This is a genomic window from Chitinophaga sp. Cy-1792 (assembly GCF_011752935.1).
GTDB lineage: Bacteria > Bacteroidota > Bacteroidia > Chitinophagales > Chitinophagaceae > Chitinophaga.
Genome location: NZ_VWWO01000002.1, coordinates 302,390 through 328,989, shown reverse-complemented (window position 1 = coordinate 328,989; position 26,600 = coordinate 302,390). Strand labels below are relative to the sequence as shown.

The window sequence follows — 26,600 nt, the reverse complement described above, 5'->3', positions numbered from 1 at the left end:
ATATGTATTTTACCAGCGCCATCTATAGTTGCCCGATAACAATACGGAGGAACGACCACCGAGGAAGCCGACCTCTGTGCGTACCTGCCAGCGTTTGGTAAACTGAAATTGTCCGCCGGCAAGCATACTCCACTCTGAAGTAGGCCGCTTCTTCAATGAATAATGTATCGTGATATCATCCGGAAGGCCATTGATCCTGTTCAGAATGCCTTGTGCTATATTCTTTACCACCACTTGCTGCGGCTTCGTCAGCGACTGGTACCACTGCTCCGTTTCTGCCACTATTTTCTCGGCCATATCCTTATCCATATGCGGATTCAGGTCATCCAGACTAATAGACCCAACAGTATTTCTGTTCACAAAAAAACCGGTGGCGCCTATCCAGAGCGCCAGCGAACGATTGGGATCTTTTCTGAAAATGAAATTGTAACCGAGACGTGGGGTAACCATCCAGGCTTTAACTGACTGGTCCAGTTTATCGAGGTTCGTCCAGGTGTGGTTGATATCCGTGATGGTGATCAGTCCGTGGTAACCGCCTGCCAGTGTAGTTCCCAGCCCGAAGGTGCTGCCTTTGAATTTTGTTGAGCTGGAGAAATTAAACGGCGCTACGATATTCACATCTGTTTTAGCCTGCACATATCCACCAATCGCATACAGGTCGATGAACGGGAGCAACCATAGGTCTACTCTGGCGGTTGCCGTCTGCATATTGGCCTTTACCTTTCCAAACTGAATAAAATCCATGGGTACCGGCTCATGATCATTAAAGCCAACCTGGAGATCTGAAATATTTACTAACTGCGAGAGTGTGTTGACATTCAACATAGCACCTACCGGATATTGAAGATTGATCCCTTTCTCTGTTGCTTTCTTACCCCAGATAGGAAAATGATAGGGGTATCCTTCCTTGCGCAGACTATCTTTATAAGCAGCATTGCCCTGTCCTATTTTCATACCGGCGCCGGCCTGTCCGAAGACCTGCCCGCAAGTCAGTATAACCACTACCGTGATAATGATTTGAATATGCGTTCTCCCTTGGTTCATATAACAGGTATGATATCCATTATAAATGAAAACTTCCTTTTCCGCTATAACGCGGGCATGCCCCTTCAGCAGGGCGATTTCGGGAGATGATGCTAATGTGTGAGTTATGCCTGGGATACTGTTATTGCCTAGAATAACAATCACCACAGCCAAAAGGTTAAAGGTTTCTGCTATTTAAAAGATTTTTCATTTGATAAAATACTTTTACCTTCGTTACCATCAGCAGCTACCTGCTTTTTCCCTCCTGGCATAAACATATTTCTTCATCGGTTCTTAATAAAAAATTATTGACGATGAAAAAATATCTGATCATTTTCGTTTGCGCTTCTGCGTTATTACTCCTGCAATCCAAAGCTAATGCACAATTAAAAGGAGATCACATCCTTGGTGATCTTGGCTTACAATCGGGTTCACAGACGCCTCCGGGCTTTTCGGTGTTTATCCCGGTATATCTCTACAATACCAATAAATTAAAAAATGCCCATGGGGATGTTGTTCAGCGCGACATACACCTGAATATGTTCGTAACAGGTATTGGCGGCGCCTGGGTCACCAACCTGAAAATACTGGGCGCCAATTACGGAGGTTCAGTACTAATACCCTTCGCCAGCAACCGGCTGGAAGCTACCAGCACCAGCAAGTCTCCTTTTGCCTTTTCCGACATCTATTTTCAGCCGGTGCAGTTAGGATGGCATATTAAGCAAGCTGATTTTGTATTCAGTTATTCTTTATATTTCCCCTCCGGTAGATATGAATTAGGTGGAGATAAAAACAGCGGCCTGGGGCAACTCGTTAATGAATTTGCTGCCGGCAGCACGGTTTTCTTCGACAAGAAAAAAGAATGGAATTTTTCTGCCCTGTTCTCCTACGCCCTCAACGGCAAAAAGAAAGACACCGATTTACGCACCGGTAATAACCTGAGTATAGAAGGCGGCTTCGGTAAAACATGGTACCTCAAGGCAGCGAAAGGTCCTATTCCGAAAATCGTCAACTTCGGCCCTGTGTATTATATGCAGTTTAAGACCACGGAAGATAAAATCCCGGTGGGCACTTTTATCTTAGATCCAAAGAAAGATCATATCTATGCTGTGGGGGCAGAGGGAAGTGTTTTCCTTCCGGGAATAAGGACGCAGTTTAACCTGCGCTGGCTGGGGGAAGCCGGGGCAGTGAACAGGTTCCAGGGGAATACTTTTTTCCTGATGATGGCGTATAATATCAAGTCTTTCGCCAAGGCGAAGCAATAAACGACTTTTTCTCTCTTTTTTTGGAGAGGCCTTCGGCCTCTCCAAAAAAAGAGTACTTTTTAAATCTCCCGGCCTTCGGCCAGGAAATTTAAAAAGTACCAAAAAAGAATAGTGGGAGGTTAAGCCCAGGCTTTGCGCAGCAATCGTAGCCAGTTGCCGTGCATAATATTTTCAATATCCGCTGCTGCATAGCCACGTTTTGCCAGCATGGCAGGCAGCAATTGCAGGTCAGCGATTGTTTCGAGATCATAAGGGCACTGCTCCTTTCCAAAAGCACCATCCAGGTCGGTACCGATGGCAACATGCAAGGAGTTGCCGGCCACCTGGCAGATATGATCCATGTGATCGATCATTTTTTCGAGGTTACAGCCCATTCCCTGCGGTGTAGATGTTCCTCTGACCCAACCCGGCACCATCATCCATGCGTCCAGCGCTGCGCCTATAACGGCCCCTTTCTGAGCAAGCGCTTTAATCATCTCATCACTAAACTGGCGGTTATGATCTACCAGCGCCCTGCAGTTGTTATGACTGGCCCATACCGTGCCGTTGAAGATCTCCATGGCATCCCAGAAGGCGTCGTCACATAAATGCGTCGCATCCAGGATGATGTTTAGTTCCTCCATACGGCGGATAAGTGCCTTACCCTGATCGTTGAGCCGGCCGGTAGCATCTGTACCATTGGCATACCTGCCAGGTCCGTAATGCGCAGGCCCGATGGCACGCAGCCCGTTTTCGTAGGCGCGGTCGAGGTAGTCGATGCTGACGATAGAATCAGCACCTTCCAGACTCAGGATATATCCTACCGGCTTGTGATCGTTAGGCGTTCCATCGTTCCAGAGACGCAGATGTGCTTCCAGTTCGGGGAGGTCTTTGATCATCACCATTTCACCGGCTGCTTCCATGGCTTTGTACCAGGTAAGCTGGCCCTGGGTTTGTGCCCATGCCTGCTCCGGTGAATGCCATCCAGGCAGCGGATTATCCGGCGCCACATACCGCGCGATCTGTGTAGCCACTACCAGGCCTACATTGCCTTTCCTGAGTTCAGGCAGCGCCACTACACCTTTTGCACGGTCAGGCTTGTCTGTCAGGCCTTCTTCCCGCTTACGTATCGCCGTTACCGGCTGACGCAGGTCCCGGTTCCATTCCATCGCATTCATGCTCAGGTCAAGGTGCGCATCTATTGTAAACATATCCTATATTTTTCTGGCAGATATAATCTGCTGTTTACCCCGGACTCCCGCCTCCGTTAGGAAATACAGATGATGCGGATCTCCAGGCGGACGTACAGGGTAAACAGCAGTATAATTACTAGTATAATTCAAATAATGCTTCAATTTCCACCGGGATATTATCCGGCAGGGAACCAAAGCCCACCGCACTTCTTACACCGATACCGTTTTCTTCACCCCATACTGCGGCAAACAGTTCGCTGCAACCGTTGATGATATACGGATGACGCTCAAAATCAGGTGTACAGTTCACCATACCCAGCACTTTGATCACACGTTTAACTTTATTCAGACTACCAAGATTTGCTTTAATGGTAGATAACATGGTCAGGCCTACCTGGCGGGCCGCCAGCTTACCCTGTTCCATATCCAGCGCAGCACCGATACGGCCGATAATCAGGGATTTATCGTCCTGTACAGGTCCATGGCCGCTGAGGTAAAGATATTTACCATCTACCAGACAAGGCTTATAAACACCCAGTGGCGCCGGCGCCGGCGGTAAGTTTAAGCCTAAGGCTGCAAATCGTTCGTCTGCTTGATTGTGTTCCATAGTACGTCTTTTACTATTTTGTTGTTTTAGTTTATGTCTTTTTAAAGGAAACAGTTCAGTATCAATACCCCTGCGAGTCCAGCCAGGCCTACAATCGTTTCCATCACGGACCAGGACAGCAAGGTATTTTTTATACTGAGATTAAAATATTCTTTAAACATCCAGAATCCGGCATCGTTCACATGTGAGAACATCAGGCTGCCCGCTCCTACGGACAATACCATCAGGTTAGGGTTGGCGCCTGACTGTAACATCAGCGGTCCTATCATACCTGCGGCAGTGAGTCCGGCGATGGTAGCCGATCCCACACAGGCCCTGATCAGGGCGGCCGCCAGCCAGCCCAGTACCAGCACCGGTATATTCCAGGAAGCCATGGCTTCCGCTATCATATTACTCACACCGCTGTCTGCCAGCACCTGCTTCAGAGCGCCAGATCCCGCGATAATCAGCACAATCATGGCGATATCTTTTACCGCATCCCCATAGATCTGCATTACACGCTTCATAGACATCCCTTGCAGTCTACCCAGACTAAAAGCCGCTACTACCGCAGCCAAAAGCATTACTACGGGAGCATCTCCCAAAAACAACACCCAGCGATTGCCCTGTAAGGCAGGCAAATGACCGCATGTAGTAGTGAGTGCCAGCAGCAATACCGGGAGCAAGGCTGTCAGGAAGCTGTTGGCTTTTCCGGGCAGTGGCTTATCCTCATTACTGCTTTGCGCAAACAGTGTTCCCGGCTCCGATGGCATATTGACCAGCAGTTTCGAAAAGAGCGGGCCTGCCAGCAACAGGGCCGGAATGGCCACTATCAGGCCGTAAAACAGCGTCATGCCCATATCGGCATGAAACTGTGTCACCAGCGCCGCGGGCGATGGGTGTGGCGGCAGAAACCCATGAGTAATGGATAGCGCCGCCAACGTTGGTAAGCCGATATATACCGCCGGTAGTTTGTATTGGTAGACGACTGAGAAGATCAATGGTACCATCAGCACGAAGCCAACACCGTAATAAAGTGGAATACCAATGATAAATCCTGCGATCATGAGGGCCCATTGCACATTACCGGCACCGAGCCAGTGCATCAGCGTATTGGCGATCTGCCTCGCAGCGCCGCTTTCCGCCACCAGCTTACCCAGCATGGCACCCAGCACAATAATGGCCAGGAGTCCGCCGATGGTATCGCCGATCCCCTTTTGTAATGATGCAGGTATCTTCTCCGGAGAAATACCCAGCGATAATCCTGCCAGTATCGAAACCAGCATAAATGCGATGAAGGCATTCATCTTCCCCCAGGTCAACAATAAAATGAGGACCAGCATGCAGGCAGCAACAATTAAAAACGACATAGGTATTTCTGCACTATCAGTTTACAATGATTTCATCCAACAACAGCATGCTATTACCGCCGGCGCCGTATTCGCCCGCAGGGATCACCCCGCGGTTTACCGCCACCATGCGTATATAGCGCGCCTTCACAGGCTTCACCTGTATGCGCACGTTGTTGATACCATTTACTAAAAATGTTTTTGTTTTTGCCAGCGGCAGATAATGTACACCATCCACAGAATACTGGAACTCCAGCGACGATGGCGCCCACATCTTCTGCCAGTGGTAGTTGAGCACGTTGGTGGCCACCACTCTTATCGGCTGCGCCGTACCCAGATCGATGACCGCATCGAGGTCACGTTTGCTGAAACCCAGCCACTGGCCGTCGTTGAAGCGATGTGTACCCACAATGCCATTTACCAGCGTAGCTGCGTTGGCGTTATATTTTGTATTCGGTGGTTCTTTCAGGGTAATAGCAGCACCGGTAGATTTATTCACCATCACCGGCTGGCTGAATTCCCGGTATACCTGCTGATTACCTTCAAACAAGGCAGCTCTGATTGTTGTGGAAGCAGTAACCGTGAAAGGCCCGTCGTACAGCTTACTGGCAGCGGTGGGTTGCATACCGTTCAGCGTATAGCGGATTTGCGCTTTTGCTGCATCTGCATGCAGCGATATATGCAGGGCGCCTTTGCTGACGCTGTCTAATCTGTAATTGATCTCATTATAAACATCCGAAGGATGAATATTATTACCGGTCAGTAATGACTCCTGTCCGCGCAGGCGTGTAAGAAAGCCGTGGTAGTCGCGCGTGGACTGTGGCGACCATGCTCTTTCTGCCATTGCCAGCATCCGCGGATAGATCATATACTGCGCGTGTGCTTCGGTGGGCAGGTATTCGCTCCACATCTGGCCCTGCATACCGGAGATATAAGGCAGCAAGGCGGTATCGCCGGCGGCATGTAGCGGATCGTAATTATAGACTTCTTCCAGTGGCGTGTAACCACCGGCAGCTACCGGTTCCTGCGGGTACAGGGACTGATAGTGATCGAAGTAGAGTTCATCTTCCGGCGTCATGATGACGTGGTGCTGCTGTTTGGCCGCAGCAATGGCGCCATCCACGCCGCGCCAGCTCATCACCGTGGCCCCTGGTGCCAGGCCGCCTTCGAGGATTTCATCCCAGCCGATTACCTTACGGCCTTTGGACTGAATGTAGTTGCTGATACGTTTAACGAAATAGCTCTGCAAAGCATGTTCGTCTTTCAGGCCCTCTTCCTTCATTCTTTTCTGGCAGGCAGGACATTTCTCCCAGCGTACTTTCGGGCATTCATCACCACCCAGATGAATGTACTGTGATGGGAATAAGGTCATGACCTCATCAAATACATCCTGCAGGAAAGTGAAGGTGCTGTCGTTGCCGGCACAGAATACATCATCGAAGATGCCCCAGAACTGCGCAGTTTTGTATGGTCCTTTTGTACAACCCAGTTCAGGATAGGCATTTAAGGCAGCAAGGGCGTGACCCGGCATATCTATTTCGGGTATCACATTGATATGGCGGGTAGCTGCATAAGATACTACTTCCTTAATCTGTTCCTGCGTGTAATAGCCGCCGTAACGCTGACCATCGAACTGATGCGGTAGTTCTTTTTTGTGGCCAATCATTGTCTGGTCGCGCCATGCTGCAATACTTTGTAATTTCGGATACTTCTTTATTTCTATTCTCCAGCCCTGGTCATCTGTCAGGTGCCAGTGAAAATTATTTATCTTATAAAGGGCCAGCTGATCTATCAGCTGCTTAATAAAATCTACCGAAAAGAAATGGCGGCAAACATCGAGGTGCATACCTCTGTAGTGAAAACGCGGATAGTCGGTGATATCTGTTCCGGGAACCAGCAGTTGCCCGTTGGCCGGCTGCCACAGCTGACGTAGGGTGGCAATACCATGTACGATACCATCCGTATCGTACGCGGTGATGCGCACTTCGTTGCCGTCTGCATGCAGTTTGTAACCTTCCGGTGGCAGTTGTTGCTGTTTGTCTACGGTAAGGACTATACGTTTTTCTCCTTTATCTGTTAGCACGATGCCTGCCTTTTGCCAGATATAGGCATTCAGCAGCGTTGCTGCATCAGCGGTTTGCGCATCCGCCACCAATGCGGTGTTGCGGTCTATCACAAAAGAGCTTCCGGCCCATTGTACCTGTACAGGCAAAGGAATCAGGGCTGCGGGTGCAGCCTGATTCCTTTGAGCACTGGCATAAAAACCTATGCCAGTCAGTAAAACTATTAAGAATGATTTTTTCATTATTGTTTATCCCACCACATTCTGGTTGTTAAAAGATCTGGTCCCTGGCGGGTAACGGCAGCTTTATAGTTGGCTGCATTATTACCCTGTTCGGATGCTAAATACGGCAGGCGACGTGGAATAGTTCCATTGGTAACATTACTGCGGTAATTTACCGGAACGAGGTTAGGATAGCCTGTACGGCGCCAGTTGGCGTAGGATTCCTGTTCGTCTACCAGGAGTGCCACCCAGAACTGAGAATGGATCTGGTCCATCTGCTGGGCAAAGGTACCGCCTGCATTAAACGGATGTGCGTTCAGGTAAGCATCTATCCTGTCCTGGGAAATAAGTCCGCCACTGCCAAACAATGCCATGTTGCGCATAGCAGCAGTAACACCGTTTTTATAGTATTGTGCAGCGTCTCCATTTACCCATCCACGTGCTGAGGCCTCGCTTAACAGCAGGTTTGTTTCAGCATTTGTTAATAATAACAAAGGCGCGGCGTATTTCAAAATAGTATTCGGATTTGGCTCAGAATAAGTTACAAAATCCGCAGGTTTATTATCCAGTCCGTTAGGCATCCCTTTCTGGATAGCGGAAGTTGTATCCGGATTACCGTTGTTCCATACTACGGCCAGTACCGGCAGGCGTGGATCATTATTATTTTTCAGGTAGTCAATGAAGGTTTTGCTGAACTTGCTCCACTCGATGTTATTGGCACCTTTGGAAGAAGGCGTGTAGTCCTGTCCGATCAGCTCCAGCGCAAACGGGTTCTGGTTGTAGGTTTGCGGACCTGAACTATAGTTAATGATGGCATTATCCGTACCTTCCAGGATCACGCCACCGTTGGCGGCTTTCTGTACCCAGTCTTTCACTACGATTTTACCATCTGTCACCTTTGTTAAGCGCATGGCTACACGCAGCATCACAGAGTAACCGAATTTTTTCCATTTGGTGATATCACCATTGAAGAGGTAATCTGCGCTGCCATAGGTAGGCTGTGCAGGATCAAAGGCTTTGATAGCCTCGTCCAGCTCTTTCAGTAAATCGGCATAGATATCAGACTGCGCGTCATACTTAGGCATGAAGTTACCTTCCTTGCCTTTCATAGCGTCGCTGTAAGGCACATCACCGTAGAGGTCGGTCATACGCTGCATCAGCAATACTTTCCAGATACGTGCGGCAGAGAGTTTGTTGACACTCGTAGCGGCTACTTTCGGGTCTTTACAGGCATTGATAATTTCCTGTACCGTGAGGATCGCATTCGGATAAGCATACTTGAAATAGAAGCCCTGGTACATATCATTAACAGCATATTTATCTCCGCAACCGGAACCACCTATTTCCTTGGCCACTGCATAATGTTGTACGAAAGTACCGCAATGCAGGTAGGAAGTATAGTAATAAGCCCTGTCGTAGATCAGGTTCCCTTTCAACAGGCTTTGAGAGAAGAGATAGCTGACATTAGGATCGGTAGATGCATTCGGGTTTTTATTGAGAGACTCAAAGCCTTTGTCGCAGGAAGCGAGTCCCAGCGCGGCGCCCAGCAATGCGATGTATTTATATCTGGCAAAAAGTTGCATTGGTAATTGTTTTAGAGATGATTAGAATTTAACATTCAGGTTAAGGCCATAGCTTCTTGTTGGCGGAACACCAAACATTTCAAATCCTTGCGCACTGCTATTGGTGAATGTAGATTCAGGATCGATATTCGGCGCATTCTTGTACAGGATAAACAGGTTTCTTGCAACAAAGGAAACGCTTGCATTCTGTACTTTGGCGAATGACAGCAACTGTACCGGGATGTTGTAGGTCAATACAACTTGTCTCAGTTTCACGAAGCTGGCGTCATACACGAATTTTTCAGAGAGATTTTTATAGTTGTCGTAGTACTGCTGTAAACCGGTAGCATAGGTAAATGTTTTGGTAAACGGTTTACCATCCTGGTCTACGCCGGTTACTGTCAATCCGTTATCGCGGCCTGGCAGCGTCAGTTTGGTTAAACCGAAGCGGGTACCATAGAGGTTAGTAGCAGAATATACGTGGCCACCGAATTTACCATCTACGAGGAAGCTGAAGTCGAAGCGTTTGTAGTGGAAGGTATTGGTGATACCGCCGGTGTATGGAGAGATACCGGTACCCAGACTGGTAAGATCTGATTTCAATTCATAACCGGTACTCTTATCGTACATGGTATTACCCTGTGCATCTTTCTTCACTTTGTATCCCATGATCGTGCTGTAAGGCTTGCCTACTTCTGCATAGAGGTATGCATAGTTGTTAACGCTCTGGTCCAGGATGAGGTTATCCAGGCCATTGAGGGCATCTACACGGTTACGGTTATACGCAGCGTTGAAGCTTACATCCCAGGAGAAATTCTTGTTTACGTATGGTGTAGCAGTGACGAGGAGTTCCAGGCCTTTGTTGCTCATGGCGCCTACGTTGAGATAAGCGTAGTTGTAGCCGCTGGCCGGAGACACAGATACCTGCATGATATCATTGGAAGTTTTACGCTGGTAGAAGGTCAGGTCGAAACCAAGTCTGCTGTTGAGGAATCGGCCTTCCAGACCAATTTCCGCAGTGGTAGACGTATATGGTTTCAGGTTAGGATTAGGCGCCTGCAGCAGACCGGAAGTGGTGCTGTTACCTGTTTGCGTAGGTGTTTGCAGTGGCTGGTTGAGGTGACCACCGCCTGGCACCATGCTATAGGTTTGGTTGAGCGCATAAGGCTGTGGAGCGCCACCACCTACCTGTGCCCAGGAGCTTCTGATCTTCGCGTAGTTTACCCATGCCGGCATAGCCACAGCCTGAGATAACAGGAAGCTGGCGCCTACAGAAGGATAGAAGATATTATTGCTGTTCATTGCCAGTGTGGAGAACCAGTCGTTACGACCGGTAGCACTGATATAGAGCAGGTCTTTATAGTTCAGGTCCAGTGATGCAAAAACGGAGTTGGTCGCCAGGTGTGCGTTGGTAACTGAAGTTGTTAAACTCACCACGTTGCTTGGATCGTAGAAGCCAGGCTGGAAGAATTTAGGTCCCTGCATGATCGTTACGTCGCTGGTAGCTTTACGTCTGTTGCCGCCTGCCAGTGCAGTGAAAGACAGGTCGCGGGCGATTTTACCATTGTAGTTGAACGTCAGTTCAGCATTGGTTTCCTTGATTACGCTGGTATTGCCGATATAGTAACCATCAGGCATATACGCCGTACCGGAAGGCACGATACCTACATAGCTGGTATTGAGGTAATCGTGTGTCACGCGGCCGCGAACGAAGAAGTTGTCGAGGATATTATATTTCAGTCCGATGTTACCGATAAAGCGGTTACGGTCGTCGTGGTTCTGGAATTTATTTACCGCGAAGTAAGGGTTGGTAGCGAATTCCGAAGGATTCCATTTGATCTCGTTGCCGCTGGCATCGTAGCCAGGTTTGAGATTGCGGATATCAACGGTATTAGCCAGCATGTAGGTACCCCAGTTAGGGTTACCGGTAGCATCACCCAGGCCGGCACGGTTCTGGGATTTCTCCACATTATATTGGGCGTAACCTTCAGCGCTGAGGCGTTTGCTCAGGTTGGAGTTCAGGCCGAGTGTAAATATTTTCTTATTCAGGTGCTGGTTAGGAACCAGGCCGTGGTTGTTCATATCAGAGAGTGATGCGCGGAAGCTGGTATTTTCGTTGCCGCCGGCAAATGCTACACTATTGGTGAAGGTATTACCGATATTGTAGAAGTTCTTGATATTATTCTTCTGTGGAGAATACGGGCGGGCTACGCCGTCGAACTGCACCACGTTGGAGCCGTCCATTTTAGGACCCCAGGAGAGGCGGCCGGCGTTGATAGCGTCTTGCGCTGTCTGTGGTTTATTGCCGTTGGTACCGGAACCATATTCGTATTGCCAGTCTGGTGTAACAGAAGGCGTTTCCATGGTAAAGGTGCCGTTATAGTCTACGCCGATACCTTTTTGTTTCACGCCTTTTTTGGTTGTAATGAGGATAACGCCGTTGGAGGCGCGGGAGCCGTACAGGGCTGCTGCCGGGCCACCTTTCAGTACGGTAATGGTTTCGATATCATCCGGGTTGATACCACCGATACCGTCGCCGCGGTCCTGGTTAAGACCGATAGAACCGTTGCCGCTGGAAGGGCTGCTGTTGGCGGTGTTATCGATCGGCATACCATTGATTACGTAGAGCGGTTGCGTTTCACCGGAGAGGGAACCTGTACCACGAATAGTTACGCGGCTGGACCCGCCTGGGCCGGAGGCCAGGGAGGAAGAGTTGAGGCCGGCTACTTTACCGGAGAGCGCGTCGCCGATGTTGTTGGCGCGGGCTTTGGTAAACTCGCTGCCTTTCACTTCTGTGATGGCGAATGCGGTTGCTTTCTTTTCCTTTTTGATACCCAGCGCCGTTACTACCAGTTCATTCAGTGCTTTGGAACTTGTTTCCAGCTGGATGGAGATATCAGATTGGTTGGCGTTGAGTGTTACTTCTTTTTTATCGTAACCGATGAAGGTAACGAGGAGTGTGATGTTTCCCTGCGGGTGATTTGCGGGGATGTTGATGGAGAATTTACCTTCTACATCTGAAATGGCTCCAATGCCTTTGGCATTCTGGAGGATGACGTTGGCACCGATAATTTTCTGTCCGTCTGCACCGGTAACTGTACCGGTGATGTGGGCCGGTTTAGTTTGTGCGAATGCGGTGGAAAAGCCGATCAGGCACATGAAGTACAGGAATAGTTTCGGTAAAGTCGCCAGGTTTATGACATTTTTCATCTTGTGGTTTGGTTGACGTTCTTCAAATATTGCGGAAATACAGGTCTAAAAATAGGTATATTTGCGAAACTTGCAAATATTTTGCAAAATTTTCTGCAACATCTGCCAGATATTTTATCTAACCAAACTAATATTCTCGTTAAATAATTGATAATTAATCATTAACTTAATCTCAATAATTGCAAAGATTTTATTAAACAATAATAAAAATGCAAAAATTCTCAGCTGAACAATTATTTTTGTGGTTATTATTATATTAGATGCAAATCTCATATTCCACGAAAAAGGACTATAATACTTTCATCTAACATTGAACTGTCGAACCAAACTATGGATAGTGCAAATACCCACGAACAGCTACCTCCTGTAACCCTCACTAAAAAAGCGAGGAAGCAACTGATTATTCAACAGGTGAATATCCACACCCGTATTACGTATACCGAACTGGTAAACCTTATTAACGTATCCGAAGACACGATCCGCCGCGACGTAAATGAGCTGGCAGACGATGGTGAAGTGGTAAAAATAAAAGGCGGTGCCATGTCCATCGCCTATCATTATGGCCATGAATCTGAAACGTATGCCCAGCAAAATAAAGGGGTTATTGCAGAAAAAACGCTGCAATTACTGCGGGACGATATGATCGTATTAATAGGAGGCGGTACTACCATCCGGGAGTTCATCAAAAAAATCCCCAACAACCTCAAAGCCACCTTCATCACCGTGAACGTGCTGAGTGCCGTTGAGCTGCTGGATAAGCCCATGATCAAAACCATTGTAATAGGTGGGCAGATTTCGGCCTATAGCCAGATGACCGTTAGCGGGGAAGTATTCGAATACCTGTCCAATATCAAGGCAGACCTGTGCATCATAGGCACCAATGCCATAGACCCTGTCAACGGCCTCACCGACGCCGACTGGGAAACAATACAGGTTAAAAAAGCCATGATAAAAGCTGCAGACAAAGTTGCAATTCTTGCAATTTCTGAAAAACTGAATAGCTCTATGAAGATGAAGATCGCCGACCTGTCGGATATTCATTATCTCATTACTGAGCTGCCGGCAGATAGTAAGGAGTTGCAAGCATATATAGCGAAAGAACTGACGATCTTGTAATACCTGCATTATATTTTTTCGGGCCGCATCCGGATGCCTTCGGCATCCGGATGCGGCCCGGGGAGTTTTATGTTTGGCGCATAGCACCCAACATAAAACTCCCCGGGCCCCTAATTGAGTTTCTTATAGTAAATAACGGTACCCGTCAGGCCACCAGCTGGCTTCAACGCAAAATCCGGTATCACACCCACTTTCTGAAAGCCAAACTTTTCATATAGTCCGGCAGCACCAACTTCTTCAGCGGTATCCAGCGTCAGCAACCACTTATCACGGCGCAACGCCTGCTCCTCAGCAGCTTTCAGCAAGGCACGCCCTATTCCCTTCCCACGGTGCTTCACCCGTACCATCATCTTCGCAATTTCGGCGCGGTGGGGTTGGTTAGGCGGACAGTTCAGCAGTAACGTTACCGAGCCTACGAGGTAAGCCCCCTCAAAAGCCCCCAGCACCACACGCTCCCCTGCAATGGCACTGTTGATACTCGATTTCCAGAAGGAAGCAGCCACCTGCTCCTCCAAAGGATGCATAAAACTTACAGAGCCTCCATGCTCAACTGTTTCTATCAGCAGGTCGGAGAGCGCAGCAATAATTTCCGGCTCATACACCAATGGCGCTATATGGAATGTTGTAGTCATTGTCACTATTTTTATGCGGTTCAAAATCTCTGACAAGATAATAGTTTCCACCGGCGTTTTCTATACAGCGGCGAATTTCTGCTACCGCTGTTTTAATGCAGCGATTATTGTAATTTGGTAATCAGATTATTTAACCGATTTTCTCACGCTTAAATAGCATCACTATGAAAATTCCTGAAGGCTATAACCAGGTAATGCCCTACCTCATCCTCCCCGATGGCGAAAAATTCTTCGACTTCACTGCCAAAGTTTTTGGCGCCACCGAAAAAGAACGCAGCTTCCTGGACAACGTATTCAAACACGGAGAAATCATGATCGGCAATTGCTGCATTATGTTCAGCTCCACTAAAGACGACTGGCAGCCTCAACCTGCCGGGCTCTTTATTTACGTCGCCGATGCGGACCAAACGTTCAAAAAAGCCCTGGAAAATGGCTGTGAAACTGTCATGGAGGTAACGGACCAACCCTATGGCCGCTCCGGAGGCGTAAAAGACCCCTTTGGCAATACCTGGTGGATATGTACCGATACCAGCCAATAGCGAGGTCCACGCAGAACTTAGTATCTTTGCAGGGATTTTAATTTTTAGCACCGGAATAAAAGGAGTATATCATGGATTTTAATGCATATGAAGCAGTGTTTCAGGAGATATTACACAACCCTTCCCCTTCAGCACCCTACAACAACCCTGATTATCTGAACTATACCAAGTTAAACTGGTCCAGACAATCACGCTGGCTGAAAACCGGCAAACTCAACGACGACCTGGCTACCGCCATCAAAAACATAGCAGCACCGCAACAATGGATCATCATTACCGAGCCATGGTGTGGTGACGCCTCCCATAGTGTGCCCTTCATCCAGATGCTGGCAGCACTCAACCCGCTGATCACTACAGATTATCAGCTGCGCGATTCGCCGCCACACCTGATCCAGCAATACCTGACCAACGGCACCAGCAAATCTATCCCTAAACTCATCATGCGTGATGCAGCAGGAAAAGATATCGCTGTCTGGGGCCCGAGACCGGCAGAATGCCAGGTATTATATGATGAACTGCACGCCAGTAAAGCAGATTTTGAGACACTCAAAATTGCGCTGCAACAATGGTATAATGAAGATAAAGGCGTGAGCCTGCAACGCGAGTTACTGTTGCTGATACAGCAGTAATGCGGATATTTTTTAATGATCGTCTTTCGATGCCATAGGCATTGAAAGACGATCATTTTTTAGGGGGCTACCTGCGGTGGGTTCCAGGTTGCTATCGGTCAAGTTGTACCAATCCTTGTCCTGCTATATATTTTCGTAGAAACCCCAGGTGATCAACACAAGCCTCATGGTTTTCCTTCATTACGCTTTCAAACAATTCACCATCCAGAAAACCTTCGTACCGCGCATTACGTGAATGATTATGCATGGCTCTATACTTTGACCATGCGTTTTTAGAAATCGGCATTGCACCATATCTGCCAGGAGAACAATTGGCAAATATTTCGATGTGCGTATCCCCTATCTCGATGCCTCTATATGCTGCCAACGCCTTTAAATAATGGATAGCCACATAAAACAACATAGTTATCTTCCAATCAAAATATCTATCAGGGTAGATTTTGCATAAAAAGGAATGAAGCTGCGAATTGTGCACAGTCTGGTTAAGATGCTTCTGCATGGTTCCTCAAAATGTAAGTTGGACTTTCTTGTTCATAATTTCCTTTTTTAATCTCTCCGAAACGAATTGAAAATAGATGGAAGGTTTGGAGTAAGCCTTTATGTCCTCATAGATATCAAGAAAATCGAAAAAAATATTTCTGTTATCCTCTGTATCCGGCCTTAAAACTATAAAATATGAAAAATCATTTCGCACCTGGGCATCTTGAAAAATGGAATCTATTATAGCCGCATTAGCCTTAAAAAACCAGGAAATTAAATTCATAATCAGCTCTCTCGAAACTGGCGCCTGTCTGTATCCTGATGGATCATACTGATCAGATACCGGGGAATGCTGAAGTGCCCGCAGACTACTTAGATAAGTATTATTTAAGATGGGATTATGGAAATTGATTGAAACCAATTTTTTGAGATCATCAATTTCCTGTTTAAGTTCTTCTATCACTTTGTTTGATATTTTTTGGTTTTTCACAATGAGATTAACGACGATATAAAATTAGTGAAAAGCGGTTCAATAATAAACAAAAGAAAGATATTTTTTATTACATAATTATCTAATAATCAATATATTAATCAACATTTCAAATTGATACTACTATTATCAAATTTTATTTTCCCCTATCAAATTCCGATGCCTGCGGCATCGAAATTTGATAGGGTGTTGGAGGCCACCTGCGGTGGCTCCCAACACCCCAGGGAATTACTATCGGTTAATGCATTAACGCTGCCTTTCCTTCAGCTGTTGGTCATACAAGCTCGCCGGCAATACCGGCTTACCATGCGAAACGTATATGCCTTCGGGTAAGTAAGGCGATTTATCAAACGGCCTTGCCTCCTGGCGGCGATCGCCGGTACAGCCGATCATCCAGTTCATGGCGCCGGGCGGCTGCTGGTTCAGGAATGATGCTGCGGTGGAATTCCAGGCTACTGCCCAGCCAATAGCCCAGCCATGGCCGGAGCCCATCTCTCCCCTGTTCATGAATTCAATACCGCCGCCGGGAACACGGCAGTTGTCGACCAGGAGGCCGGTAGCCCAACGCTGATGCGGCTGTATCCAGCCCCCTCCTTCAAACAGGCAATCCTTTATAACAATAGGCCCTGTTACTTTAGCGCCAGTGGCGATATAGAAAACATTCCTGCCACTGATATAACACCTGTTTACCAGTATCTGCGGGCCGTTGGTGCTGATGTCTGCCGGCTTGGCCGCACCAATGGTAGCGCTGTCGTGGTAGATGCTGATGCTGTCGAGCGTTACACGGCGCCCCGCTACGGTAATGCTGTTAATGGTATTGTATACGGTGATGTTGGTGGCCCATGCATCGCAGACGCCGCCAATAAAGAAGGCCTGGTGATGCCGCTCATTGATGGTGCCCGTCTGCGTTGGCGATACAATGCTGAAGTTGCTGATACCACAGTTTTGCAGCTCTCCCTGTAAACTCACCTGCTGCACGGTGCTGCCCTGCGGCCCTGTGAAAGCCGCATCGTAACTATCTGTCAACGGTACGTCCAGCAATAGTGTATTGCCTTTAACCGCACGCACAACCCTGTCTGTGGTGATTTCCCCGTTGATCCATGTCTGCGGTTTTCCATCTCTCACCAGGTCATCCATACCCATAAAATGCACCCATTCCGGTGTAACGGGTTTGGTTATACGAATAGTATCGCCGGCATGGAAATTGGACGCTTTATCCACGTTTACCTGTATGCTGCCGGAAGGCACATATTTATCAGTGATCCTAACCGGTATACCGGCCACGACTGCACGAACACTGCCACGTATCACCACGGCATTATGTGCTTCGCCGCTCAGCTGTAGTACGGTGCCGTTCTCGCGGTTGCCGCTGCCCTGCAGTACGACGCCGGAGGCCTGTATCGCGATTGTTTTGCTGCATTCATACGTGCCCGGGCCCAGTAGTACGGCGCCCCTGGAGCCATTTACCAGCGGCATCGCGGATACCTCGTCGATGGCCGATTGTATCGCGGCGGCATTGTCGCCCGCCACCGGTTGCAACCTGATCTTCACCGGCACCCGGGGAATGGCCACGCCTCCTCCTTTGTAACCGGCATAGGAAAAGTCGATGATCCTGTCGCCACGGCCGGTAGTGCCGTAGCTCAGTTTCCCGCTTTCTCCCGGCGATACCCACTGTTGCGCATATACGTTAATGAAACCAGCCACCATAAAGACTGATAAGAATATTTTTTTCATAACAAGGATTTATTGCAATCGAATGAAATAAATCTAATAACAGAAAATCACAATACAAATATCTCTCTTTACAAAAAAGAAATTAGTATCAGCAACAGGTAAAAAAGAATGATATATCGGGCTGGCTACAACCCTTTGGGATATCTGCTGTTATATCTGGATAAAAAGAGAAGGTCTGCGACCGATGTGATGCCAACGGTAGTAGCCAGCGATCATTGAAAAATAAATCTCCGCAATATGAACGAACAACAGATCACCAGTTACGGAACACTGGTCTATAACAAGCTGCATGGCTGGCTGACCACAACCGTAGAGATGTTGCCCAATTTCGTGGTAGCCATTATTGTATTTATACTTTTTTATCTGCTGGCGCGATTTATCAGAACACTAACCTATAAATTCTCTCAGCGACTGTCCAGCGCGCCGGCCGTCAGCAACCTTATTGCCAGCCTGGTGTATATCATCTTCCTGATGATGGGCCTGTTTATCTCGTTGAATATCCTGAACCTTGATAAGGCTGTCACTTCGCTGCTGGCAGGTGCAGGTATCATAGGACTCGCACTGGGCTTCGCTTTCCAGGACCTCACAGCCAACTTTATCTCCGGGTTGTTTATCACTTTCAAAAAGCCTTTTGCCGTTGGCCAGGTGATTGAAACCAATGGCTTCAAAGGTACAGTAGATGAAATCGAACTCCGCTCTACCACTATGGTTACAGATGATGGCCTCCGGGTTATCATTCCCAATAAAGACATCTTCCAGAAACCTATCATTAACCATTCGCTGACGCCGCTGCGACGGATCGTGCTGACATTCGGTATGCCTCCTACCCAGCAGACAGATCAGGCCGAAGCCATCATCAACAGGATAGTGGCGGAAATACCGGGCGTGCAGGCAGATAAGGCCAAAACGGCCTGGTTTACAGGTATGGACATTGCCACAAAACAACTGTTGATTACTGTCACCTGCTGGGTAGATAGCCAGGTGCCGGATGCCTATCCGAAAACGGTACACCTGATTACATCGCAGGTGATCAGTTCACTGAAAGGGGCTAACCTGATGTAGTTAGTAGCCAAAGCCATAATACAGTTTCACCTGTTCCTTATAGAGCTGGCCGGCGTTGAGCAATAAGGCCCGCTCCCACCAGAACTCACCCGGACGGCCATCCTGCACCAGCAAGCGGAAGCGCTGATCGGTGATACTGATATGACTACAGAAATTATCGAATTCAGGAAAAGCAGTAAGGGAGATATCTCCCATAATTTCGTGTATGGTAGTACGTAAGATGATCCCGTTATCAAAATCAAAAATAGAACCTTTATACTCACCCATACAGGAAGTCACGAAATCGTTCCATGTATGCATAAAGTAGGCAGGCGTATGAATGGCAGCGGCGTCATGTCCTATCGCCTTCAAAACTCCCTGGAAATAAATGATGTAACTCTTATTCATACAGCGTCAAGGTAGAAATAAATCGGGTTAATACAAAGCAGCTAAATCCAAGACCGGGCTGAAGCCTGCAATATACTTCAGTTGGCGGGAGCAGAAAAATGAAATTGCCCCGATTTTTTGTCAGATTTAGCTCGCTTGCGCCTTCGGCACTTTTTCTTGCTCGCAAAGCGGCATAAGGGGCAAAGCAGCATAAGACCTACATTTTGTTGCTTGCAAGGCTTACGTTTTGCTGTTTGTAAGGATGGTGTTTTGTTGTTTGGTAATGAAGTACAGAATTTTATTTAGAAGCAGGGCTGACAGCGGTTTGCACTTAGCCCTGCCTGTATTTTTTTATGCAGATGCTTACCTTATATCAGGTTTGCCTTTTTAAGCATTTCATAAATGATGGTGCCTTTGCTTTTATCGATCACTTTCTTCTCGATATATTTCATGAGCCAAGGCAGCTTCATGTCCCTGAGCTTTTTGCCATCCATCATTTTAGCGGAAGAGCTCAGCAGCACCCTGATATCGAAGCAGGAAGCGAATACTTCCGGTACGCCGCGATCTACATTGAGCAGGCGATATACTGCCTCCATGGCTGTTCTAACAGAATACTCTGTTGTAAACACCGTATCTCTTTCCGTTTCTGCGAAGTTGCCGATAAAAGCCAGGTTCACACATCCTGCCGGCACTACCTGAGGGCGGTCGCCGGCTGCGCGTGGCATGAAATACGACATTACGTAAGGCATCATACAGGGGATGGTATTGGCGGAGTTGACGGCCATATTATGAATTTCCGTTTCCGGCACACCCATGTGGTAGAGCCATTCTTCGCAGATCTCAATACCGGAGCAGTCTTTCATGGGCTTCTTCACATAGTTGCCTGGCCTGTCGGAAAAGAGGCCGTAGATCCAGCCTACCAGCTGTTTATCCGTCTGTGCCTTGAAATGCGGCTGCCGGTTGAAAGTCCAGCTGAGGAGCCAGTTAGAATCTTTTACCGACACGATACCACCGGTAACGACTTTACCGGCAAAGGGATCACGTTTACAGATTTTTTCGATATAGGGCGGGATCCTGTCGTCCAGCGTGGTAACGGTAGCACTGACGAAGTTTGTTTCGGCGATATTGCCGCAAAACTTATCCGGTTTACCGAAGGACTTATCCTGTGCCGCGAGGTTTTTCCATAGCGTCCAGCTGCCGCCCGGAGAAGGGTCCATGACAGCAGGATTGTCCTGATCGCCATAGGTGGAGCTTTCCGTGATGCTGCCATTAGTAACGAAGACCAGGTCTGTTTCTGCGAGGTTGGCCTCTTTCTTTTCACCAGCCTGTTCATAGATGATTTTCTTCGCCACCTTTCTGCTGCCAACATTCTCCACAATAACATTCTGCACCTGGGTTTCATAGAGAAACCTCACACCATTGTTTTTCAGGAAAGATATCAGCGGGAGCACCAGTGATTCGTACTGGTTATACTTGGTAAATTTCAGCGCAGAGAGGTCCGGGAGTCCGCCGATATGGTGAATGAACCGGTTGATATAACGGCGCATTTCCATGGCGCTGTGCCATTCTTCAAACGCGAACATGGTACGCCAGTACAGCCAGAAATTGGACTTAAAGAATTCATCGGAGAATACTTCGTTGATACGTTTATCGTTCAGCTGATCTTCAGCAGTAATGAATAGCTTGATAATTTCTTCTGTGGCTTTAGTGCTGAGCGTAAATTTACCATCAGTATGCGCGCTTTCACCACGTTTCATGGTAGCGCGCATATGTGAGAAGTTAGGGTCTTTTTTGTTGAGCCAGTAGAATTCGTCGAGCACGGATGCGCCTTCTATTTCCAGGGAAGGCACAGAGCGGAAGCAGTCCCAGAGGCATTCGAAGTGGTTTTCCATTTCGCGGCCGCCGCGGATGATGAAGCCGTTGGTAGGTTGCAGAATACCGTCCAGACTACCACCTGGCAGCTTCAGTTCTTCGAAGATGGTGATACGATCACCTTTCATTTGTCCGTCTCTGATGAGGAAAACGGCGGCAGCCATGGAGGCCAGGCCGCAGCCCACCAGCCAGGCCGATTTACTATCTACGTTGTCGGGTTTAACAGGTTTTGCAAAAGCCTCATAGTTTCCATTACTGTAATACATATCGTTTGCGTTTAGGTTTCCGTATAATTTATTGGAAACAACCCGCGGAATGGAAAAGTTCAGGCAATAAAATCAATACAGGCGCGTATCCGGGGGATATATTAAGATGCGCTCATATTTAATTTTCCGGCTCTGTATAGTAAAAGTATATAGGTAAAATACAGGCAGACAGGGATGGCAAGATAATTACCATCGACGATAAAAAATAGCAGCGATGCGATATTCAGTAAGAGTAAACTATCGAAGAATATTTCCCAGCAGAAGAGTTTAAAGGTATATTTTTCAGGCCGATAGAAAAGCGGCGCAGGCAAACGCAGCTCCCCCTCCAATACCAGGAGAAAAGTGTTCAGCGGCAGGATTAAGCACATAATAGCACATCCACCAATAGTAACACTTAAGGCATTGGCAATATCATCATCCGGCGCAAAATCGCCTCTGCTTCCTTTCTTATCGAGGTAGCAAATCAAAGCCGGCAGTAATGCCAGCCATACCAGGTTAGCATGCAATATCATGCGACGGTATGGATTAGCCTTCAGGCCCAGGATATCCCGGAAAGAGGTAATGGGTCTTTTGTAAAAAAAGAACAGCATCGTTATTGAAAAACTGATCAGACCTGTGCCAAGGTCCAGCAACATTGCTTTTGATGTACGCAGGCTATCTGCAAGCGTATAGTAATCTTTAACCTCAACATCCATTCGCTGAATGGCATCAATTTTTGCCTGGTCGGTGTAATAGTCCATTGGCCAGGCGATAGCGCAAAGGACAATACCAGTCAGCATTATGAGCAGCATCAGCCATACGGGAGGTCTGCGAAAAAAAGTCATAGAAGTAATCATACGGTTGTATCCTGGTTAAGCCGGAAATTTTTCACCAGGTATCTGATGCAGTTATACAATGCTATGCCTGAAGGAATACCTATCAATAAACCCATGAATAGTAATGGTATTATCCCTGTCCCACAGCGCATCTGATGCGTACCTTTGGGCGCCGGAGGAGGAATCCGGAAAGCACCGAAAAATGCTACAAGTCCCAGCAGCAGGCCCATAGCGGCTACCAACGTAAAGAACACATAGAGAAACCACTTAGTAGATGGCCATTGAATGGGGGCGCTCATAGTATAGATTTACAGCGTTTTTATCGGGAAACACGTTTCTTAAAACGGTAATATCGGCATAGATATCTGACACTATAAAAACATATAATGCCTGCAATAACCACCAGCAACCAGCCAAATATAGGGATGAAGATAATCAAACAACCGTCTCCGCTGCAAGGTGTAACCCGTCTCATTATCATAGGTATTCCCAACACCAGACCTGCGCCCGCTACCAGGAGAAAGAAAACACTCCGTACCCACCATCCCCGGTGGTATTTCAACAATTCAGGCATTATGATTTGCTAGATTAATCGTCAGCCAGCTAAGGCGCTAAAAGCTGCCGATAAAGAAAAATAAACATACATTAAAAAGCCAATATAGGCGATACAGGCGGCGCTACCTATGATCAACGCCCAGCGTAACATCTTTTTCATCTTCTCCGTTTAGCATAGATTAAATGGAAACCCGCCATCAGGCTGAATTCCCTGTTCGGGTAAATTTATAAAAAACAATGGAAAAATTCTCCCGGTTATTTATCCAGCTCCTCATCTTTCTATAAAAAAATCAACTGCGCAATAAGACTGCGCAGGTGCATTTGCATCTTTGTAATGTCATCAGACAATAACCCAAAACATACAATTATGACAACAATTAACGGAACTGATTTAATCGCCATCGGATATACTCCTAACAGTGCCATTGGCGTAGCATTGAACATCGCCACAGGGCTTTCCGGCCTGACCCGCGACGACCTGTCAGCTCAGTTCCGGCAGATACTGCAATCCCCTGCTGCTTTTGAAGACCATGCCGTATTCGGGCCGCTGGCAAAGGCTTTACAGCTGGAAGCCCAGCGCGCCATCGATAATGCAGTGATCCCATTAAATGCTACAACCGGTGCCTATACGGTGTTTGGCCGTGAGAATATTGGCGAGGGTGCCATCAAACAGATGAATATCGCCATGCGGCTGCCGGTAGCTGTTGCCGGTGCCTTAATGCCCGACGCCCACCAGGGCTATGCCCTGCCTATCGGCGGTGTACTGGCTACCCGCGGGGTGGTTATCCCTTACGGCGTAGGTAACGACATCGGTTGCCGGATGGCATTAACGGTACTGGATATACCGGTCAGCCATTTCGAAAATAACCGAGACCTGTATCAGTCTGTACTGGTGAATAACACCCATTTCGGCGCCGGCCCAGGCTTTAAGCCCGACCAGCGCTCCGATCATGCTGTGCTGGAAAATAACCTATTCACCGAACACCCTATCATCAAAAACCTGAAAGATAAAGCCTGGGCACAGCTGGGAAGCTCCGGCGGTGGTAACCACTTCGTGGAATTCGGGTACATCGACTTCCCGGCAGACGACCTTCCGCTGGGGATTCCTAAAGGAAAATACCTGGCCCTGCTGACACATAGCGGTTCCCGCGGATTTGGCGGTATACTGGCCGCCCATTATACCCAGCTGGCCAAATCTATCTGTAAGCTGCCTGACGAGGCTAAAAACCTCGCCTGGCTGGACCTGAACAGTGCCGAAGGGAATGATTACTGGCTGGCCATGGAACTGGCCGGCGACTACGCCGCTGCCTGCCATGATGTAATCCATCAGAAAATAGCCACCGCATTGGGTGCGCAGGTACTGGCCAAAGTGGAAAACCACCATAACTTCGCCTGGAAAGAACAATGGAAAGGTGAAGAAGTGATCGTACACCGAAAAGGCGCCACCCCGGCAGGTGAAGGTGTCATGGGGATTATCCCGGGCTCTATGGCCACACCAGGTTTCCTGGTACGTGGTAAAGGCGCTGCCGCAGCGGTAAATTCAGCTTCCCACGGGGCAGGCCGACAAATGAGCCGTACACAGGCCAATAAAAACATCAGCCCCGCAGAGATGAAAGCCCAACTGGCACAGGAAGGCGTAACGCTGATTGGAGGTGGTACAGATGAAGCACCATTTGCCTATAAAGATATTTTCGCCATCATGGAAGCCCAGCAGGCGCTGGTACATTCGGTAGCGCAGTTTACACCGAAAGTGGTTCGTATGGCCGACGACGGTAGTGCGGAGGATTAAGTATTTCCTGCAAAGCACGCAAAGAATTTTTTTAAAAGTTGCGGCCTTCGGCCGCAACTTTTAAAACCTCTGAATGACTAACTAATCTTTTGTACAGATGGTCTTTATCAGACACATTGTTCTATCAACAAAATGCTCATGGAGTGTGTCTGATGGTTTTGATTTTAAATTGTAAGTGATGGAAGCACCATAACCAGCCATATTTACATAGGCTTCTATCTTATCACAGCGCACCCCTTTCCTTTCTTCAGGCATATAAATCACCACGGAGATAAGCCGGTGGTTAACAAGCAGCATCGTATCAACTGGCATCTCCAGACCTTCTTCCTTACAGCTTTGCCTCAGATTTCTTATAAATTCTTTATGATGCCTTACTATGGTAGCACTGTCCGGCCTGGAAGGATGATCAAACTTTGTAATAGGACTATAGGCAATGGTGATATTGTCAACGGAATCCGCCTGCTGATGGAAGTATATAAATCCTGATTCCTTGTCAATCGGTAATGTTGCTGGCTGTAATCTGTATTTCTCAAAACCACAACTGTAACAATCGGAGAAATCTGTCCAGGAAAAGGAGGTATCATACCTTTCGGGGATTGCCATCGTCAATAGACCCAAGCAAGTGTCTTTCAACTGTATATCCATTGTTCGTGTATGCGGTGGCTGAAGGATTACTTCCGGTTTGGGAGGCTCATTACAAGCGTATAACAGCAGTATTCCCAGGGATAAAATAATATATTTCATAGGGAGATAAAAACGATATATCCTAACCCGTTATTGTACCATGGAGTGGCGTTTCCGGACTGGATAAAAAAGCAGAGGTCCCCGGTCAATGACCGGGGACCTCTGCTTTTTTAAATTATTTACACGCATACTTCAACCATATCACATCCTCTCCCAGCTTCTCACACGAGAGCAGCTTCAGGTGATGTCCCGGTGCTGCGGAAAAAAGTCCGGGGACATCGAATATGGTATTGCCGCCGGCAGTACCGTCGGCCACCGGCGCGATGAGCAGACTCAGCTCATCGATGAGGCCTGCCTGTAACATAGTGCCGTTAGTAGTACCACCACCTTCTACCATCAAAGTATCGATAGGGAAATGTTCCTTTAGCTTTTTCAGTGCCAGTCCGAGGTCCAGCTTTTCTTTGCCGGCGAAGAGATAGGATATTTTTCTTTTCTGGAGGTACAGCAGGTAACCATCACTTACCGACTCACTCAGCAGTTGTATGATATGATCTCCGCCGATCTCGTTGGATTTCCAGCCCAGCTTGCCGTGGGAGTCTGCCGCTATGGCAAAGGAATCCGCGCCGGGGTCAGCGATAAATGCGATACGTTCCACTTTTTCTGTAACAGGCTCATGTACCGGGGTTTCTGCGTTGGCAAACTCACTCATCGTAACACGGCCGCACAGCCAGGCTTCTGCCCTGTAGGAGTTATGGCATTCTTCATATAAGCCGGAAAAAGATTTGTTATACAGCGCCTCGCCCCAGTCGCTCACCTTAATCTTTCCATCTACCGAAGAGATCATATGACATATCACTTTCATAAAGTTGTAACGTTTTTATGTATTACAAGTGAATCCGATATTTGTTCCGATTGTGTTTTGTTACTGATTTTTAAATCGCAATGCCTTCGGCATTGCGATTTAAAAATCAGGGGGGTAGCTTCCACCTGGGAGGGAAGCTACCCCCAAGCCCCCGATAAATAGCGGGGGAATGATTTCGCTACTGCATATAAAGCCGCCCAACTCGGGAAAATTGAGGGAATGCTGCCACAGCAGCGAAAAGTAACCAACAGCCCCTAG

General features: G+C 47.8%; 23 protein-coding genes. 7 read left to right on the top strand and 16 right to left on the bottom strand.

What is annotated here, in order from left to right:
• Positions 1–9: 9 nt before the first annotated feature.
• Positions 10–1,044, bottom strand: a complete 1,035-nt coding sequence (locus F3J22_RS15715; protein ID WP_167018909.1) for a hypothetical protein — start codon at positions 1,042–1,044, stop codon at positions 10–12.
• Between the two features lie 293 nt (positions 1,045–1,337).
• Between F3J22_RS15715 and F3J22_RS15710 the strand changes: the two genes are divergently transcribed.
• The gene (locus F3J22_RS15710; RefSeq protein ID WP_167018908.1) at positions 1,338–2,288 is read left to right on the top strand and encodes a transporter; all 951 of its coding nucleotides are present in this window, start codon (positions 1,338–1,340) and stop codon (positions 2,286–2,288) included.
• 119 nt (positions 2,289–2,407) lie between these two features.
• On the opposite strand, the gene F3J22_RS15705 is transcribed toward F3J22_RS15710, so the two are convergent.
• From F3J22_RS15705 to F3J22_RS15680, 6 genes are all read right to left on the bottom strand, one after another.
• Positions 2,408–3,478 carry a dipeptidase gene (locus F3J22_RS15705; protein ID WP_167018907.1) on the bottom strand — a complete coding sequence of 357 codons (1,071 nt, stop codon included), beginning with the start codon at positions 3,476–3,478 and terminating at the stop codon, positions 2,408–2,410.
• Positions 3,479–3,596: 118 nt separating this feature from the next.
• Positions 3,597–4,067 (bottom strand): RidA family protein, encoded by a 471-nt coding sequence (locus F3J22_RS15700; protein WP_167018906.1) that lies wholly within the window; start codon positions 4,065–4,067, stop codon positions 3,597–3,599.
• 41 nt (positions 4,068–4,108) lie between these two features.
• Positions 4,109–5,416: a GntP family permease gene (locus F3J22_RS15695; RefSeq protein WP_167018905.1), complete on the bottom strand. Its 1,308-nt coding sequence runs from the start codon at positions 5,414–5,416 to the stop codon at positions 4,109–4,111.
• A 16-nt stretch (positions 5,417–5,432) separates the two neighbouring features.
• On the bottom strand, positions 5,433–7,700 hold the full coding sequence (locus F3J22_RS15690; protein ID WP_167018904.1) for a family 20 glycosylhydrolase: 2,268 nt from the start codon (positions 7,698–7,700) through the stop codon (positions 5,433–5,435).
• A complete protein-coding gene (locus F3J22_RS15685; protein WP_167018903.1) occupies positions 7,700–9,262 on the bottom strand; it encodes a SusD/RagB family nutrient-binding outer membrane lipoprotein in 1,563 nt (520 codons plus the stop codon). The genes F3J22_RS15690 and F3J22_RS15685 overlap by 1 nt, the downstream gene beginning before the upstream one ends.
• 21 nt (positions 9,263–9,283) lie before the next feature.
• Entirely contained in the window at positions 9,284–12,451 is a 3,168-nt protein-coding gene (locus F3J22_RS15680; RefSeq protein WP_167018902.1) for a SusC/RagA family TonB-linked outer membrane protein, read from the bottom strand.
• A gap of 330 nt (positions 12,452–12,781) precedes the next feature.
• Between F3J22_RS15680 and F3J22_RS15675 the strand changes: the two genes are divergently transcribed.
• Positions 12,782–13,567 (top strand): DeoR/GlpR family DNA-binding transcription regulator, encoded by a 786-nt coding sequence (locus F3J22_RS15675; protein ID WP_167018901.1) that lies wholly within the window; start codon positions 12,782–12,784, stop codon positions 13,565–13,567.
• Positions 13,568–13,677: 110 nt separating this feature from the next.
• On the opposite strand, the gene F3J22_RS15670 is transcribed toward F3J22_RS15675, so the two are convergent.
• Positions 13,678–14,199, bottom strand: coding sequence for a GNAT family N-acetyltransferase (locus F3J22_RS15670; RefSeq protein ID WP_167018900.1), 522 nt, complete (start codon positions 14,197–14,199; stop codon positions 13,678–13,680).
• A 164-nt stretch (positions 14,200–14,363) separates the two neighbouring features.
• On the opposite strand from F3J22_RS15670, the gene F3J22_RS15665 reads away from it, so the two are divergent.
• Together F3J22_RS15665 and F3J22_RS15660 are read left to right on the top strand one after the other, a co-directional pair.
• Positions 14,364–14,738, top strand: coding sequence for a VOC family protein (locus tag F3J22_RS15665; protein ID WP_167018899.1), 375 nt, complete (start codon positions 14,364–14,366; stop codon positions 14,736–14,738).
• A 71-nt stretch (positions 14,739–14,809) separates the two neighbouring features.
• On the top strand, positions 14,810–15,367 hold the full coding sequence (locus tag F3J22_RS15660; RefSeq protein WP_167018898.1) for a thioredoxin family protein: 558 nt from the start codon (positions 14,810–14,812) through the stop codon (positions 15,365–15,367).
• Positions 15,368–15,872: 505 nt separating this feature from the next.
• On the opposite strand, the gene F3J22_RS15655 is transcribed toward F3J22_RS15660, so the two are convergent.
• Positions 15,873–16,337, bottom strand: coding sequence for a hypothetical protein (locus F3J22_RS15655; RefSeq protein ID WP_167018897.1), 465 nt, complete (start codon positions 16,335–16,337; stop codon positions 15,873–15,875).
• 246 nt (positions 16,338–16,583) lie between these two features.
• Positions 16,584–18,071, bottom strand: coding sequence for a hypothetical protein (locus tag F3J22_RS15650; RefSeq protein WP_167018896.1), 1,488 nt, complete (start codon positions 18,069–18,071; stop codon positions 16,584–16,586).
• Positions 18,072–18,308: 237 nt separating this feature from the next.
• Between F3J22_RS15650 and F3J22_RS15645 the strand changes: the two genes are divergently transcribed.
• Positions 18,309–19,133: a mechanosensitive ion channel family protein gene (locus F3J22_RS15645; RefSeq protein ID WP_167018895.1), complete on the top strand. Its 825-nt coding sequence runs from the start codon at positions 18,309–18,311 to the stop codon at positions 19,131–19,133.
• Here F3J22_RS15645 and F3J22_RS15640 read toward each other — a convergent pair whose 3' ends face one another.
• The 4 genes from F3J22_RS15640 to F3J22_RS15625 all read right to left on the bottom strand — a co-directional run bounded on the left by F3J22_RS15640 (position 19,134) and on the right by F3J22_RS15625 (position 22,751).
• Entirely contained in the window at positions 19,134–19,520 is a 387-nt protein-coding gene (locus F3J22_RS15640; protein WP_167018894.1) for a hypothetical protein, read from the bottom strand.
• 347 nt (positions 19,521–19,867) lie between these two features.
• Complete coding sequence (locus F3J22_RS15635; protein WP_167018893.1) at positions 19,868–21,637, bottom strand: oleate hydratase; 1,770 nt, start codon at positions 21,635–21,637, stop codon at positions 19,868–19,870.
• Between the two features lie 101 nt (positions 21,638–21,738).
• Positions 21,739–22,461 (bottom strand): hypothetical protein, encoded by a 723-nt coding sequence (locus tag F3J22_RS15630; RefSeq protein ID WP_167018892.1) that lies wholly within the window; start codon positions 22,459–22,461, stop codon positions 21,739–21,741.
• An 8-nt stretch (positions 22,462–22,469) separates the two neighbouring features.
• Complete coding sequence (locus F3J22_RS15625) at positions 22,470–22,751, bottom strand: hypothetical protein (RefSeq protein WP_167018891.1); 282 nt, start codon at positions 22,749–22,751, stop codon at positions 22,470–22,472.
• An 87-nt stretch (positions 22,752–22,838) separates the two neighbouring features.
• Between F3J22_RS15625 and F3J22_RS15620 the strand changes: the two genes are divergently transcribed.
• Both F3J22_RS15620 and F3J22_RS15615 read left to right on the top strand, forming a co-directional pair.
• Positions 22,839–23,039 carry a hypothetical protein gene (locus F3J22_RS15620; RefSeq protein WP_167018890.1) on the top strand — a complete coding sequence of 67 codons (201 nt, stop codon included), beginning with the start codon at positions 22,839–22,841 and terminating at the stop codon, positions 23,037–23,039.
• Positions 23,040–23,374: 335 nt separating this feature from the next.
• A complete protein-coding gene (locus F3J22_RS15615) occupies positions 23,375–24,796 on the top strand; it encodes an RtcB family protein (protein ID WP_205195329.1) in 1,422 nt (473 codons plus the stop codon).
• A gap of 81 nt (positions 24,797–24,877) precedes the next feature.
• Here the strand turns inward: F3J22_RS15615 and F3J22_RS15610 are convergent, their stop codons facing one another.
• Together F3J22_RS15610 and F3J22_RS15605 are read right to left on the bottom strand one after the other, a co-directional pair.
• The gene (locus F3J22_RS15610) at positions 24,878–25,540 is read right to left on the bottom strand and encodes a hypothetical protein (RefSeq protein WP_167018889.1); all 663 of its coding nucleotides are present in this window, start codon (positions 25,538–25,540) and stop codon (positions 24,878–24,880) included.
• Positions 25,541–25,655: 115 nt separating this feature from the next.
• Positions 25,656–26,342 (bottom strand): dihydrofolate reductase family protein, encoded by a 687-nt coding sequence (locus F3J22_RS15605; RefSeq protein WP_167018888.1) that lies wholly within the window; start codon positions 26,340–26,342, stop codon positions 25,656–25,658.
• Between the last annotated feature and the right edge of the window lie 258 nt (positions 26,343–26,600).